Origin of the sequence: Polaromonas sp. (assembly GCF_013817205.1) — a bacterium.
GTDB lineage: Bacteria > Pseudomonadota > Gammaproteobacteria > Burkholderiales > Burkholderiaceae_C > Polaromonas.
In genome coordinates this window covers 1-14861 of sequence record NZ_JACDDD010000056.1, presented here as the reverse complement: position 1 = coordinate 14861, position 14861 = coordinate 1, and the positions used below count along the sequence as shown (strand labels likewise).

Genomic DNA, 14861 nt, shown 5'->3' with positions numbered 1-14861 from the left:
GAGCTGATGCTCAAGAACATGAAGGCCACCAAAACAACCACGAGTTCTTTGACATGATGCGGCGCGGCGGCTAGGGCACCACACCGCCAGCAATCACCCCGATTTAACCCAGCAGGGGCCGCGGAACCGGCTTCGCCGGGCCGCAGGCGCAGCGCCCCCTCGGGGGGCAGCGTTTACACGCAGTGAAAAAGCGTGGGGGCACTATTTCCACGCTATAATGCAAGGCTTCACGGAAAGTGCTCGAAACTGGTTCGAGTGGCTACCGAAACGAACAAGGAAAGATCATGAAAGAAGGCATTCACCCCAATTACCGCGAAGTTTGTTTCCTGGACATGTCCAACAACTTCAAGTTTGTGACCCGCTCCTGCGCCAACACCAAAGAAATGGTGACCATGGAAGACGGCCGCGAATTGCCGCTGTACAAGCTGGATACCTCCAGCGAGTCACATCCCTTCTATACCGGCACACAGAAATCCGTGGACAACATGGGTGGCCGCGTCGAGAAATTCCGCAACCGTTTTGGCAAGACACCTGCCAAGCCCGTCGCTGCCGAGTAAGCTGCGACTTTCCGCCAACTCGACCGAAAAGCAGCCTGAAGCTCAGGCTGCTTTTTTTTTGCTCCAGAATCGGGCATTCCGCTCAGTCTGAGTTTCCGTGAACAAGCCTTCTCCCGCCATCATCGCCCAGTCCGCCGTTCGCCGCCTGCCCAGGCTTGCGTTACTGCTGTTTTGCGTGGCCTACGTGCTCCCCGGCTTTCTGGGTCGCGGTCCCTGGAAGAATGCCGACATCGCCGCCTTCGGCGCCATGCGCGAGCTCGCGGCTGGCAACACCCCCTGGCTAAACCCGCAACTGCTGGGTCAGGCCGGCGAATTTGAAGCGCTGGCGCCCTACTGGCTGGGCGCGCTGGCGATCAAGGCCTTCCCGTTTCTGGACCCGGCATTTGCGGTCCGCATCCCCTTCGTCCTGCTGCTCGCGCTAACCCTGCTTGCTACCTGGTACGCGGTTTATTACCTGGCACGCAGCCCCCAAGCCCAACCGGTCGCGTTTGCCTTTGGCGGTGAGGCCAGCCCGTTGGACTATGCGCGGGCCATCGCCGATGCCGGGCTGCTGGCCCTGATTGCCAGCCTGGGACTGGCGCAGCTCTCGCATGAAACCACGCCAGCCCTGGCGCAGCTCGGTTTCGTGGCACTGGTGTTTTACGCGATGTCGGCCAGTGCCTACCGAAGCGCCTGGAAAATCATCGGCCCTGCGTTGGGTCTGGGCATTGGCCTGGCCGGCCTGGCGCTCAGCGGCGCGCCTACTGTGGCCGTGCTGCTGGGTGCCGGCAGCACCCTGCTTGCGCTGGGCAGCACACAAAACAGTCGGGCTGAAAAAATTGAAACGCACGCCTGGCGTTGGGTGCTGCTAGCGGGGGCGCTCACCCTGGCCGTGACCGCGCTGTGCTGGGGGCTGGATCTTTGGCGCTGGCGCATAGAGATCGCCGGGTTTGACGACGCCGCGGGCCTTAAAGAATGGCGCAGCCTCGCACGCTTGCTGGTCTGGTTCACCTGGCCCGCCTGGCCGCTGGCCGCCTGGACGCTGTGGCGCTGGCGCCGGCAACTGACGAGCCGGCATGTGGCCCTTCCGCTGTGGTTTTCCCTGGTTGCGCTCGCCGCCACCGTCACCACCACCGCATCAGATCGCAGCCTGCTGCTGAGCCTGCCCCCCCTTGCGGCGCTGGCGGCCTTTGCGCTGCCAACGCTCAAACGCAGCGTGGCCTCGCTGATCGACTGGTTTACTCTGCTGTTTTTCACCGGTTGCGCCATCATCATCTGGGTGATCTGGATCGCCATGCAGACCGGCATGCCCAGGCAGCCAGCGGCCAATGTGGCCAAGCTGGCCCCGGGCTTCGAACCCAGTTTCTCCTGGCTGGCCTTCCTGGTCGCTGTGGTGGCCACTCTGGCATGGGCTTGGCTGGTCAAATGGCGCGCCGGCCGGCAGCGCGCTGCGATCTGGAAGTCCATGGTGTTGCCGGCGGGCGGGGCCACCCTGTGCTGGCTGCTGCTAATGACGCTGTGGCTGCCACTGCTCGACTATGCGCGCAGTTATGCGCCGCTGTCGCGGCAGGTGGCGGCCCGCGTCAATCCCGATGCCTGCGTCGAGGTCCACGGCCTGAACAGTGCTCAGGTCGCGGCCTTCCAGTACCACGGCAAGCTTCAGTTGCGCCAGGCCGGCGCCAAAGCCGTCTGTCCTTACCTGATCGTTGATGCCGACGCACAGGCAAGGCTCAGCGAGACCATCGACATGCCGGAGTGGGCCTATATGACCACACTGCGGCGGCCCACCGACAAAAACGAAAATGTGGCTTTGTACAAAAGGGTCAGCCTGGCCACCACCGCCCCGGTATCCACCCCGGCCCCGGCCCCCCGCAGGCCGTGAGTGAATTAAGACTCATCAGCAAACACGCCGGCACGGTGCTGGTGGGCCAGCTTGCAGTCATGGCCTTCGGGGTGGCTGACACCGTCATCGCCGGCCGCTACAGCGACCAGGCCCTGGCCGCGCTGTCGGTGGGCTCTGCCATCTACATCAGCGTTTACGTCGGCCTGATGGGCATCGTGCAGGCCTTGCTGCCGATTTGGGCCGAACTGCACGGCGCCAGGCGTTCGGCAGCGCTGGGCCGGTCGCTTCGGCAGGGCCTGTACCTGTGTAGCCTACTCACCGTGGCCGGGATGGCCGCCCTGCTGTTTCCCGGGCCGCTGCTGCGCTGGGCGCAGGTGCCCGAGGCCATGCAGGCTGATGTCCAAGCTTATCTTGCAGTACTGGCACTGGCCCTGCTGCCGGCGCTGCTGTTCCGGATTTACAGCACCTTCAACCAGTCGCTGGGCCATCCCTTGCTCATCACCTGGCTGCAACTGGGCGCGCTGGGCATCAAGATCCCGCTCTCCATCTGGCTGGTGGCCGGGGGCGCCGGCATGCCGCCGTTGGGCGTAGTGGGCTGCGCCTGGGCAACGCTGGTCGTGAACTACAGCCTGGTGTTGCTCGCCTTCGTGATGCTGCGCACCCAGAACATCTACCGGCCCTACCGGCTGTGGAGCCGCATGGAGAAACCCGACTGGCACCAGATCGGCGCTTTTGCACGCCTTGGCATTCCCGGGGGCATGGCCTATCTGGTGGAAGTCACCTCGTTCACACTGATGGCCCTGTTTATCGCGCGCCTCGGGACCGTCGCCTCGGCCAGCCACCAGATTGCCGCCAGCCTGGCCTCGGTCCTGTACATGGTGCCGCTGTCCATCGCCATCGCCTGCAGCGCACGCGTGTCCTTCTGGACCGGCGCTGGCCAGCCGGCGCAGGCGGCCCGCGCTGCATGGACGGGCTTTCGGCTTGCAGCGCTTGCTGCACTTGCACTCGCAGCTACCTTATTGATAGCAAACGACTATCTGGCAACGCTTTATTCGCGCACACCTGCCGTCGCGCAAATGGCTGCCGGCTTGCTGTTCTGGGTCGCCATCTACCACCTGGGCGACGCCATGCAGGCGATCTCGGCCTTCTTGCTGCGCTGCTACCGTATTACTTTGACGCCACTGCTGCTGTACAGCCTGATGCTCTGGGGACTCGGCCTGCTGGGCGGCTATCTCCTGGCTTACCGCGGGATGGGGCCTTATCCGGCCATGCCCGTGGCGCAGAGTTTCTGGGTAGCCAGCACCGCGGGCATGCTCCTGGTCGCGCTAAGCTTGGCCGCCTTGCTGCGTTTCGCTGTGCAGCGCAGCATCCGGGACGCTGTCAGGCTGGAAGCTGCCGTACCCGCGTAGCCGGAAACATCATGGAGAATCGCGCGCCTTGGCCGAGCAGGCTTTCGATCTTCAGCTCGGCGCCGTGACGCTGAAGAACATGCTTGACAATCGCCAGCCCCAGCCCGGTGCCGCCGGTCTCGCGCGAGCGGCTGCGATCAATCCGGTAAAAGCGCTCGGTCAGGCGCGGAATATGTTCTGCAGCAATGCCCGGCCCGCTGTCCCTGACTGAAAACTCGGCACGGCCGTCGGCCAGGTTTTGCCACCGCACTTCGATGGTCCCACCTGCAGGGGTATAACGCACCGCATTGCTCACCAGATTTGTCATGGCACTGAGCAACTCCGAGTGGGAGCCTGCAATATCGCAGCGCCCCTCCTGCAGGAAGTTCATGTCGTGGCTTTGCGTCACCAGCATCTGCGACAGATCCCTGCCGTCCTGCTCACATTGCGCCATCAACTGGGACACGGGAACCCATTCGTTGGTACCAGGTGGGGGGCTGCCCTCCAGCCTGGACAGCGTGAGCAAATCACTCACCAGCGTTTGCATGCGCCGCGCCTGTTGCGCCATCAACTCCAGGTAACGCGCGCGCTCGTCGTCGTTTAGAGGAAGCGTTTGGAGGGTCTCCACGAAACCGCCGAGTACCGTCAGCGGCGTGCGAATTTCGTGCGAGACGTTGGCGACAAAGTCGCGCCGCATCACTTCCGCCTGTTGCACCGCAGTGACATCGCGCGACAGCAGCAGCTTTCGGCCTTCGCCGTAACCATGTAAATGCACAGCCAGTTGCACGGGACGACTGGATGTGCTGCGCGGGCCACGAATCACAATATCGCCAGCGTAGTCGTCGCCATTGAGATAGGCCACAAACCCTGGGTCGCGCAGCAGGTTGCCGATGTGCTGCTGAACGTCGCGTTGCGGATCAAACCCGAAATGACCCGCTGCCGTTTCATTGCACCACTCAATCCCGTCCTGCGCGTCCAGCAGGACCACGCCGTTGGGCGATGCCTGGATAGCTGCCAGAAAATCATTGAGTCGGTCGCGATTTTCGGAAACCTGCTTTTCGCGGGATCTTGTCAAGCGCCATGACCTGTCTGCCACTTCACCCCACAATCCGGAGACACGCACGGGTGCGCTGGTGTCACCCTCCTTCAGCCAGGCAAGCAAACGCATGCCCCGGCGCAGATCGACCAGCACCCACAATGCGCCAGCCAGCACAATCCCCACCACCATGCCGTTGCGCGGATCGCCTATCGGCAAATACCGGCCCAGAACAGCACCGGCGAGCTGAAACAGAAAAAATCGAAATACGCGCCAGACCATGCAGCGATTGTGAAGGAAAGCGCTGCTTAGGCGGAAGGCGTCGCGGTCATGCGGTAGCCCGCGCCGCGAACGGTTTCCACCATATTGCCCGCGGCGCCGAGTGCTTCGCGCAAGCGTTTGACATGGACATCAACCGTGCGCTCCTCGATGAAGACATGATCGCCCCACACCTTGTCGAGAAGCTGCCCGCGGCTGTGCACGCGCTCCGCGTGTTTCATCAGATAGTGCAGGAGCTTGAACTCCGTGGGACCCAGCTTCAGGCCTTGCCCCTGATACGACACCCGGTAGGTGGCGGCATCGAGTTCCAGCGCGTCGAGCTTTACACACTCGGTGGTCTGCTCGGGCGCACGCCTGCGCAACACCGCGCGGACACGCGCCAACAACTCCTGGGTGGAGAACGGCTTGGTGATGTAGTCATCGGCCCCCGCGTCCAGTCCGGCAATCTTGTCCGGCTCGTCACCGCGTGCCGTGATCATCAAAATGGGAACCTGTCTGGTTCTGGCCTGCGAACGCCACTTCTTTGCAAGTGTGAGTCCGCTCTGCCCGGGAAGCATCCAGTCAAGCAGGATCACGTCGGGCAGGACGGCTTCAAGTTCGCGCTGCGCGGCTTCACCGTCAATTGCCCATATCGGCTGGAAGCCGTTGTGGCGCAGATTGACGGCAATCAACTCGGCAATGGCCGGCTCGTCTTCAACCACCAGAACCCGGGGGACAGTCTTCATCGGCACAGTATTTCCGGTTAACGAACCATGGATTCGATGGTTTCCATGGAGGTATGGCGAACGTCTGCACCCTTCACCACATAAATGATGAATTCTGCGATGTTCTTTGCATGATCGCCGATACGTTCTATGGCCTTGGCGACGAACAGCAGGTCCAGACTGGAAGAAATGGTGCGCGGATCTTCCATCATGTAGGTGATCAGCTTGCGGACAAAGCCATCAAACTCCTTGTCGATCGCATCGTCTTCCTTGAGGATGGACACAGCCACGTTGACATCGAGCCGGGCAAAGGCGTCAAGCGCTTTGCGCAGCAGGCCGGATGCCAAGTCGGCTGCTATGCGCAGCTCGGAGGATGGCAGGGTTCGGGCAGCGCCGCTGTCGATGATGGACCGCACCATGCGGGCGATTTTCTCCGCCTCGTCACCGGCGCGCTCCAGATTGGCCGTGGTTTTGGAAATCGCGATCAGAAGCCGCAGGTCGCGCGCCGTGGGTTGGCGACGGGCGATGATGGACGACAGCTCCTTGTCAATCTCGACTTCCATCATATTGACGCGGGCTTCCATCTCCGTCACTTCAGTGGCAGCCTCGGCGCTGAACTGGGCCAGTGCATACACCGCGGTGCGTATCTGCGATTCGACCAGGCCGCCCATTTCCATGACACGGGTGGAGACGCTGGTCAGTTCGCTGTCGAACTGGCTGGACAGATGTTTGTCACTCATGATCAACCAAACCTTCCTGTGATGTAGTCTTCGGTTTCCTGCCGTTTGGGCTTGAGGAATATCTGGTCAGTCTCGCCAAACTCGATGAGTTCGCCCAGATACATGTAGGCGGTGTAGTCGCTGCAACGCGCCGCCTGCTGCATGTTATGGGTGACGATGGCGATGGTGTAATCCTGCTTCAGCTCATGCACCAGTTCCTCCACCTTGCCGGTAGAGATAGGGTCCAACGCAGATGTAGGTTCATCAAGCAACAGCACAGAGGGCTTGACTGCCACGCTGCGTGCGATACAAAGACGCTGTTGCTGGCCGCCGGACAGGGATAGCCCGCTCTGACTGAGCTTGTCCTTGACCTCGTTCCACAGCGCTGCCTTGGACAAGGCCCATTCGACGCGGTCGTCCATCTCGCCCTTGCTTAGATTTTCATAGAGCTTCACACCAAACGCGATGTTGTCGTAAATCGACATTGGAAACGGCGTGGGCTTCTGGAACACCATGCCGATGCGGGCCCGCAGCAGATTGATGTCCTGCTTGGCGTCCAGGATGTTCTGGCCATAAAAGTTGATCTGACCCTCGGCGCGCTGACCAGGGTAGAGGCTGTACATGCGGTTGAGCGTGCGCAGCAATGTCGACTTGCCGCAACCCGACGGACCGATAAAGGCCGTCACCTTGCGCTCCTCGATATCGAGGTTGACGTTCTTGAGGCCCTGAAATTTTCCGTAGAAGAAATGGAGCTTGCGCAGCTCAAGGGCGTTCTTTTTGGTCTGCACGGCGGCTGGGGTATCTGGCATGTTGGATTCCGGGTCTTGAGAAGGTCAGATGTTTGGGAGACGGCGGTATCAGCCCGGCGCCTTTTCACGCAGGAACACGCGTGCAATGATGTTGAGCACGAGTACCGACAGCGTGATCAGCAAGGCGCCACCCCAGGCCAGGCGTATCCAGTTGTCGTAGGGGCTGAGCGCAAACTGGAAGATCACCACCGGCAGATTGGCCATGGGCGCACCCATGTCGGTGCTGAAGAACTGGTTGTTGAGTGCAGTGAACAGCAGTGGCGCAGTCTCGCCGCTCATGCGCGCAACCGCCAGCAACAGGCCGGTCATGACGCCGCTCTTGGCCGCCCGCAGCGTGACCAGCGTGGCAACCTTCCAGCGCGGGGCGCCCAGCGCGAAGGCCGCTTCACGAAGGCTGCCCGGCACAAGGCGCATCATGTTTTCGGTGGTACGCACCACCACCGGCACAGCGATCAGCGACAGCGCCAGACTGCCCGCCCACCCAGAGAAATTGCCCACGGTGGCCACTGCAATGGCATAAACAAACAGTCCCAGCACAATCGAGGGAGCAGAAAGCATGATGTCCGTGACAAAACGCGTCAGCTCGGCTGTCTTGCTCTGGTCGCCGTACTCAGCCAGGTACACACCGGCAAAAACACCGATAGGCGTGGACACCAGGACTGCAAAGCCAACCATCATCAGGCTGCCAACGATGGCATTGGCCAGACCCCCCCCTTCGCTGCCGGGTGCCGGCGTGGACTGGGTGAACATGTTCCAGTCCAGCGCAGCAAAGCCGTTGGCGAACAGCACGCTCAGGATCCACAGCAACACGACAAGACCGAGAACCATGGCGCCCATGGAAAGGGTCAGACCGATGGCGTTGGAACGCTTGCGGCTGGAATAGAGGTGTTGGTTGAATTTCATCAGTTCGTTCCGATTTGAGGGTTTGAGGCGGAAGGTCTCACAGGCCCTTGGCCTTTTCGGCGCGCAACATCAGTATCTTGGCAAGCGAAAGCACGATGAAGGTGATGACGAAGAGCAGAAAACCCAGCGCAAACAATGTCGAGAGATGGAAATCGGCCGCTTCTCCGAACTCGTTGGCCAGGGTGGATGCAATCGACGTACCCGGCGAAAACAGCGAGGTGGGCATACGGTTGGCATTGCCGATCACAAAGGTCACCGCCATGGTCTCACCCAGCGCACGGCCCAGGCCCAACATGATCCCGCCGATCACGCCCTTCTGGGTGTACGGCAACACAACGCGGCTGACCACTTCCCAGGTGGTGCACCCCAGACCGTAGGCGGATTCACGCAGGATGGGCGGTACGATCTCGAACACATCGCGCATCACCGCCGCCACGAAGGGCAGAACCATGAAAGCCAGCACAATGCCGGCAGCCAGGATGCCGAAACCGTTGGTGCTGCCGCCGAACAGGAAGCCCACCAACGGCATGCCGCCGAGCACCTTCTGCACCGGCACCTGGAAGTAGTCGGCAAACAGGGGCGCGAACACAAACAGGCCGAACATGCCGTAAATGATGGAAGGCACCGCCGCCAGCAGCTCCACCGCTGTCCCGAGGGGACGACGCAGCCAAACCGGACAGGTCTCCGTAAGAAACAGCGCGATGCCAAAGGCCAGCGGGACCGCAATCAGCATGGCCAGTCCGGCACTGGCAATGGTGCCAACAATCGCAATCGCCGCCCCAAATTCTCCGTTGATGATGTCCCACTCAACGCGCCAGATAAAGTTGAAGCCGAACTTCTGGAACGTGGGCCACGCGTTGATGAACAGAGAGACGATGATGCCCACCAGGGCTATCAATACCAACAGCGAAAAACTCTGGGTGACGCGATGGAACAGGATATCCTGGACCCGTTGTCGCCTGGCGATCGACGCCATGCTGGGGTTGGCGGTCTCAACGGGCACATTCAGCGGATTCATGGTGATTTCCACGCTCATTTTGACTCCCATGTGAGGTCATCCAATCTGATAAACCGAGATCCGCCGGCCAGCCCTTGCCGGACGCGGATGTCATTTAAAGGATCAGTTCAACTCACTTCGCGATCTGCGACCACACCTTGGTGCGGATCTGGGCGGTCAGCGCGTCGGGGAGCGGCACGTAATCGAGCTCAGCAGCCATGCCTTTGCCGTTCTTGAAGGCCCAGTCGAAGAACTTTAACACCTCGGCGGACTGGGCTTTATCGGCGGGTTCCTTGTACATCAGGATGAAGGAAGCGGTGCTGACGGGCCAGCTCTTGACGCCCTTGGCATTCACCATGGAGATGCCCATGCCAGGCACGCTGAACCAGTCGGCACCCGCTGCAGCGGACGCGAAGGCATCGTCGTCCGGGCTCACATACTTGCCATCAGCGTTCTGCAACTGCAGGAAGTTCATGTTGTTCTTCTTCACGTAGGCGTATTCCACATACCCCAGCGCGCCCTTGACACGATTCACGTTGGCGGCCACGCCTTCGTTGCCCTTGCCGCCAACAGACGACGGTGCAGGCCACTTCACGGCAGCGCCACGTCCGACAGAGTCGGCCCAGTCCTTGCTGATCACGGTCAGGTAGTCGGTCCAGTTATAGGTGGTCCCCGAGCCGTCAGCGCGGTGTACCACGGTGATGTTCTGGTCAGGCAGGGTCTTGCCGGGGTTCAGGGCCACCAGTTTGGGGTCGTTCCACTTGGCGACCTTGCCCAGGAACATCTCGGCCAGTACGGGGCCGGTGACACGCAGTTCGCCGGGCTTGAAGCCCTCCAGGTTGATCACGGGCACGGTGCCGCCGATGATGGCGGGAAACTGGACCATGCCATCCTTGTCCAGGTCGGCGCCTGGCACGGGTGCGTCGGTCGCACCGAAAGCCACGGTTTTGGCACGAATCTGACGGACGCCGCCTGAAGAACCGATGGACTGATAGTTCAGGCCGGTGCCGGTGGCCTTTTTGTAGGCTTCAGCCCACTTGGCATAGATGGGAAAGGGGAAGGTGGCGCCAGCGCCGGTGATGTCTGCGGCCATGGCGGAACTCATGCCCAGGGTGGCCAAGGCGGCGACGGCCATGGCTTTGAGGAAAGTGCGCTTGTGTTTCATGTGGCTCCTTGCGGTTGGATAATCGGGTCAACAGGCTGTACTGTAGAAGCGCAATGTGACAGGTGCGTGACACTTACATGAAAAAGCAGAGCCTGGTTTGGCCTGCGGGTGATGGGCAACTCCCTCGACAGGCCCCTGGCCGTCGCCTGGAGGGGGCCGGGCTTCACAACCCGATCACGGGAGCCCGGCATGTTGACGGTTTGCGTTGCCTCCCCGCCTCCGCCTCTCTGCCTTGATGCCTGCGTCAGCACCAGCGTTTAGTGTGAATGCTATGCTGGCTGCGCCCCAACAATCGCTCACACATGCAAAATGGAACTCGCTTGGCTGCGGTGGACCTCGGGTCCAACAGCTTTCGCCTTGAAATAGGCCGCCTCGACCACGGGCAAATTCATCGCACCGAATACCTCAAAGAAACCGTGCGCCAGGGCAACGGCCTGGACAGCGAGCGAAACCTGACACCAGAAGCCATGCAGCGCGGCTGGGAATGCCTGGCGCGCTTTGGGGAGCGGCTGGCCGGCTTCAGGAAGAACGAAGTGCGGGCCGTCGCCACGCAAACCCTGCGAGAGGCTCGCAACCGCGACGAGTTTCTCGCGCGTGCGCACCAGGTTCTGGGCTTTCCCATCGATGTGATTTCCGGCCGCGAGGAAGCCCGGCTGATTTACCAAGGTGTGGCACACATGCTGCCGCAATCGGATGAGCGACGCCTGGTCGTCGACATCGGCGGGCGCTCCACCGAAATGATTCTGGGCCAAGGCCTCGAAGCGCTGGTGATGGAGTCCTACCGTGTCGGCAGCGTGGCCTGGTCAATGAAGTACTTTTCCGACGGGGAATTCACGGCGCGTGCCTTCACGGCTGCGGAAGTGGGCGCCAAGGCGGTGCTGGACGAGGCCCTCAATCTCTACCCTGCCGCCGGTTGGGAGGTGGCCTATGGTTCCTCAGGCACAGTCGGCGCGGTCGCCGATGTGCTGGTGGCGGCCGGCATGCCGCAAGGCATGATCACACGCGAAGGGCTGGACTGGCTGCTGGACCGCCTCCTCAAGGCCCAGAGTGTGGACCGCCTCAAACTGGAAGGCATGAAGGACGACCGTCGCGCGGTCATCGGTGGCGGGGTCAGCGTGCTCAGGGCCGTGTTCGAATTACTGCAAATCACCGAAATGCAGGTGGCCCAGGGCGCCCTGCGCCACGGCGTGCTCTACGATCTGCTGGATCGGGAGCGCGACACCAGTGACCTGCGATCAGCTACGGTTCAAGGGCTGGCGCGCAAGTTTGCGGTCGATGCCGCGCAGGCGCAGCGCATTGGCAGAACGGCCGTCGCCCTGTTCCGGCAAGCCGGTAGCGGACTGCCCCTGCCAGAGCTGACACGGGCGCAACGCAAGCTGGACTGGGCAGCGCAACTGCATGAAATCGGCAGCCACATCTCGCACAGCGATTACCACAAGCACGGTGCCTACATCCTGGACAACGCCGACGCACCGGGATTTGCACTGCCCGAAACACACCGGCTCAGCCTGCTGGTGTTGGGCCACCGCGGCAAGCTTCGCAAACTGGAGGCCGACTTCGAGGACCCGGTGTTTGTGCTGCAGCTGCTGTGCCTGAGACTGGCGGTGATTCTGTGCCATGCCCGCCGCGATCCCGACCTCAAGGGCATGCAAATGGAAATGGTCGTGGACAATCACCGCTTCGTGCTGGCTTGCCGCAGCGGCTGGGCAAGCGCGTATCCGCAGTCGGCACACCTGCTGCGCGAAGAGGTGTTGGCGTGGCAAAAGACACCGTGGACGCTGATTGTGGCCAGCCCCTGAACCGGGCGCAGCCCGTTTAAAGCAGTTCCGGCGACTGCACCGTGACCACCACGGTCTGCGCGCCGGCGCCGCGTTCACGGTAACGCAGCCACCAGAGTGCACCCTTCTTGACAGCGCACTCTTCTTCCCGCAGACCGAGCAGCTGTGAAATCACCTGCCCCAGTGTGGGCTGGTGACCAATCACCAAAATAGGCAATTTGTTCATTGGCCACTGCACCAGCTCCAGCAGTTGCGAGGGCGGCGCATCGGGGCCGAGTTCTGCACGTGTCTTGTATTTTCGCCCAAGCGCCAGCGCGGTCTGTTCACATCGGCGTGCCGGGCTGACCAGAATGCGGGTGCGGTCCGGTAATTGCCGGTCCAGCCAAGCGGCCATGCGGGCCGCCTGCTTGTCCCCGCGCGAGGTCAATGAGCGCTCCAGGTCGCTGACGCCCTGGGCGTCGTCAGCCGGCCATTCTTCGGCTTCCGCATGGCGCCACAGAATCAGGTCCATCACTGCTCATCCCTGTTGGCTGGGCCGGCGGTGTAACGCGCCATCAATGCTGCCTGGGCGCCCTGCGGTTCACCTTTGGCAGGTACATTAACTCTCGAATATGTGCCGTCCGGCTGCAGGTCCCAGGCATCACGGCTGTCATGCAGATAAGCCACCAGGCATTCATCGATGATGCGCTGGCGCAGCACCGGGTCGGTCACCGACCAAGCCAGTTCGACCCGCCTGAGCATGTTGCGGTTCATCCAGTCAGCACTCGACAGGTACAGCGTATCTTCGCCGTCGCAGCGGAAGTAGAAAACCCTGGAATGCTCAAGAAAGCGACCGATGATGGAACGCACGCGGATGTTGTCGGTCACCCCCGGCACCTGCGCCGGAAGCATGCAGGCGCCACGCACTACCAGGTCGATCTTGACGCCACGCTGGCCGGCGCGAACCAGCGCCAGTATCAGCGCTTCGTCGGTCAGTGCATTCATCTTGGCGACGATACGCGTGTCCCTGCCCTGTAAGGCAAGCTCACCCAAACCGTCAATCCTTTCGATCAGCTTTTTATGCAGCTGAAAAGGCGCCAGCCACAGGCGGCTGAGCTTGGGCAGCTTGCTCTGGCTGGCCAGGTGCACGAAGACGTTGTCGATGTCGGCCGTCAAGGCCGTGTCGGCGGTGAGGTAGCTCAGGTCGGTGTACAGGCGCGCAGTCTTGGGGTTGTAGTTGCCGGTGGACAGATGGGCATAACGCCTGAGGTGCTGGCCTTCGCGGCGCGTCACCAGCAGCATCTTAGCGTGGGTTTTCAGACCAACCACGCCGTACACCACCTGCGCACCTATCGACTCGAGCATCTCGGCCCAGTTGATGTTGGCTTCCTCGTCAAAGCGCGCCTTGAGTTCGAGCACCACCATGACTTCCTTGCCGCGCCGCACCGCCTCGCGCAGCAGCACCATCATTTCCGAATCGGTGCCGGTCCGGTAAATGGTCTGTTTGATCGCCAGCACCTGCGGGTCGTTCACCGCCTCGCGCAGGAAGTCGAGCACACCGTCAAAACTTTCGAAAGGCTGGTGGATGGAAACATCGCCGCGCTTGAGTCGCTCAAAAAACGACTCGCCGGGCACCAGTTGCACGGGGTAGCAGCCCTTGTGCGGCGGAAACAGCAGGCGCGGATCATTGACCAGATCCACCAGCTGTGTCAGGCGCACCAGGTTGACCGGGCCGTGCACGCGGTACAGCGAAGCTTCCGGCAGGTTGAACTGGCCAAGCAAGAAGTCCGACAGGTGTTTGGAGCAACCCGCCGACACCTCCAGCCGTACCGCCTGGCCGTAATGCCTTTGCTCCAGACCCAGGCGCAGCGCGGTGCGCAGGTTCTTGACGTCGTCTTCATCGACCGCCAGATCGGAATGCCGCGTGACGCGAAATTGCGAGAACTGCCCGACGTCTCGGCCGGGGAACAACTCGCTCAAATGCGCGCGGATGACACTGGACAGGGATACAAATGAGGTGTGTTTTCCCGACACCTTGTCCGGCATGCGGATAAAGCGCGGCAACACACGCGGCACCTTGACGATCGCGATGTCGTTCTCGCGGCCGAAGGCGTCGCGACCGCCGAGCCGCACGATGAAATTGAGCGACTTGTTCGCCACCTGCGGGAACGGGTGGGAAGGATCGAGGCCGACCGGAATCAGCAAGGGCCGAACCTCGCGCTCGAAATAGTGCTGGACCCAATGCCTTTGGGCGGAATTGCGCTCGCCATGCGACACGATGCGAATGCCCTTCTTCTCAAACAGGGGCAGCAGTTCGTCGTTGTACAGCGCGTACTGCCGCGCCACCATGTCGTGCGCGGCTGCGGCCAGCGCCGCGAAAGACGCTTCGGTGTAAGTGCCCTTCTGCTCGCGGGCCTGCGCGGCGGTCAGGTGCAAGGCCGCGCGAACTTCAAAAAACTCGTCCAGATTGGATGACACGATGCAGAGAAAACGCAGACGCTCCAGCAAGGGCACGTCGGCGCGTTTTGCCCAATCCAGCACCCGCTCATTGAAGGCAAAAATGCTGTGATCGCGGTCCAGCAATCGGACTTCGGGGGTGGTAGGTGTGGGTGACAAGGCTGTGGAAGGTGACATGCAGAAGATCTTGCTATTTTGTAATCAAATTGACTTGTTGGCAGTGTTCACCCATTAAATGACAGGCGTGTGACAGTCCCGTGTCATAAGC

13 protein-coding genes are annotated in these 14861 nt (G+C 61.6%); 4 read left to right on the top strand and 9 right to left on the bottom strand.

What is annotated here, in order from left to right; genetic code table 11:
- Positions 1-284: 284 nt before the first annotated feature.
- The 3 genes from H0W47_RS13105 (at position 285) to H0W47_RS13095 (ending at position 3788) form a co-directional block, all read left to right on the top strand.
- Positions 285-557 carry a type B 50S ribosomal protein L31 gene (locus tag H0W47_RS13105; protein WP_296925085.1) on the top strand — a complete coding sequence of 91 codons (273 nt, stop codon included), beginning with the start codon at positions 285-287 and terminating at the stop codon, positions 555-557.
- A 97-nt stretch (positions 558-654) separates the two neighbouring features.
- Entirely contained in the window at positions 655-2418 is a 1764-nt protein-coding gene (locus H0W47_RS13100; RefSeq protein WP_296925084.1) for a hypothetical protein, read from the top strand.
- Positions 2415-3788 (top strand): MATE family efflux transporter, encoded by a 1374-nt coding sequence (locus H0W47_RS13095; RefSeq protein WP_296925082.1) that lies wholly within the window; start codon positions 2415-2417, stop codon positions 3786-3788. Before H0W47_RS13100 ends, H0W47_RS13095 begins: the two co-directional genes overlap by 4 nt.
- Here H0W47_RS13095 and phoR read toward each other — a convergent pair.
- From phoR to pstS, 7 genes are all read right to left on the bottom strand, one after another.
- Entirely contained in the window at positions 3760-5085 is a 1326-nt protein-coding gene (gene phoR / locus H0W47_RS13090) for a phosphate regulon sensor histidine kinase PhoR (RefSeq protein WP_296925080.1), read from the bottom strand. The two genes, H0W47_RS13095 and phoR, sit on opposite strands and share 29 nt — an antisense overlap.
- A gap of 26 nt (positions 5086-5111) precedes the next feature.
- On the bottom strand, positions 5112-5807 hold the full coding sequence (gene phoB, locus H0W47_RS13085) for a phosphate regulon transcriptional regulator PhoB (protein WP_296925078.1): 696 nt from the start codon (positions 5805-5807) through the stop codon (positions 5112-5114).
- A 17-nt stretch (positions 5808-5824) separates the two neighbouring features.
- Positions 5825-6526, bottom strand: a complete 702-nt coding sequence (gene phoU, locus H0W47_RS13080; RefSeq protein WP_296925076.1) for a phosphate signaling complex protein PhoU — start codon at positions 6524-6526, stop codon at positions 5825-5827.
- Positions 6527-6528: 2 nt separating this feature from the next.
- Positions 6529-7314 (bottom strand): phosphate ABC transporter ATP-binding protein PstB, encoded by a 786-nt coding sequence (pstB, locus tag H0W47_RS13075; RefSeq protein ID WP_296925072.1) that lies wholly within the window; start codon positions 7312-7314, stop codon positions 6529-6531.
- 48 nt (positions 7315-7362) lie between these two features.
- Complete coding sequence (pstA, locus tag H0W47_RS13070) at positions 7363-8217, bottom strand: phosphate ABC transporter permease PstA (RefSeq protein ID WP_296925070.1); 855 nt, start codon at positions 8215-8217, stop codon at positions 7363-7365.
- A 37-nt stretch (positions 8218-8254) separates the two neighbouring features.
- Complete coding sequence (gene pstC / locus H0W47_RS13065) at positions 8255-9235, bottom strand: phosphate ABC transporter permease subunit PstC (protein ID WP_296925107.1); 981 nt, start codon at positions 9233-9235, stop codon at positions 8255-8257.
- Between the two features lie 112 nt (positions 9236-9347).
- Positions 9348-10379: a phosphate ABC transporter substrate-binding protein PstS gene (pstS, locus tag H0W47_RS13060; protein WP_296925068.1), complete on the bottom strand. Its 1032-nt coding sequence runs from the start codon at positions 10377-10379 to the stop codon at positions 9348-9350.
- A 302-nt stretch (positions 10380-10681) separates the two neighbouring features.
- On the opposite strand from pstS, the gene ppx reads away from it, so the two are divergent.
- Positions 10682-12178: an exopolyphosphatase gene (gene ppx, locus H0W47_RS13055; protein ID WP_296925066.1), complete on the top strand. Its 1497-nt coding sequence runs from the start codon at positions 10682-10684 to the stop codon at positions 12176-12178.
- A 16-nt stretch (positions 12179-12194) separates the two neighbouring features.
- On the opposite strand, the gene H0W47_RS13050 is transcribed toward ppx, so the two are convergent.
- Together H0W47_RS13050 and ppk1 are read right to left on the bottom strand one after the other, a co-directional pair.
- On the bottom strand, positions 12195-12668 hold the full coding sequence (locus tag H0W47_RS13050) for a histidine phosphatase family protein (protein WP_296925064.1): 474 nt from the start codon (positions 12666-12668) through the stop codon (positions 12195-12197).
- Positions 12668-14770 (bottom strand): polyphosphate kinase 1, encoded by a 2103-nt coding sequence (gene ppk1 / locus H0W47_RS13045; protein ID WP_296925062.1) that lies wholly within the window; start codon positions 14768-14770, stop codon positions 12668-12670. Before ppk1 ends, H0W47_RS13050 begins: the two co-directional genes overlap by 1 nt.
- Between the last annotated feature and the right edge of the window lie 91 nt (positions 14771-14861).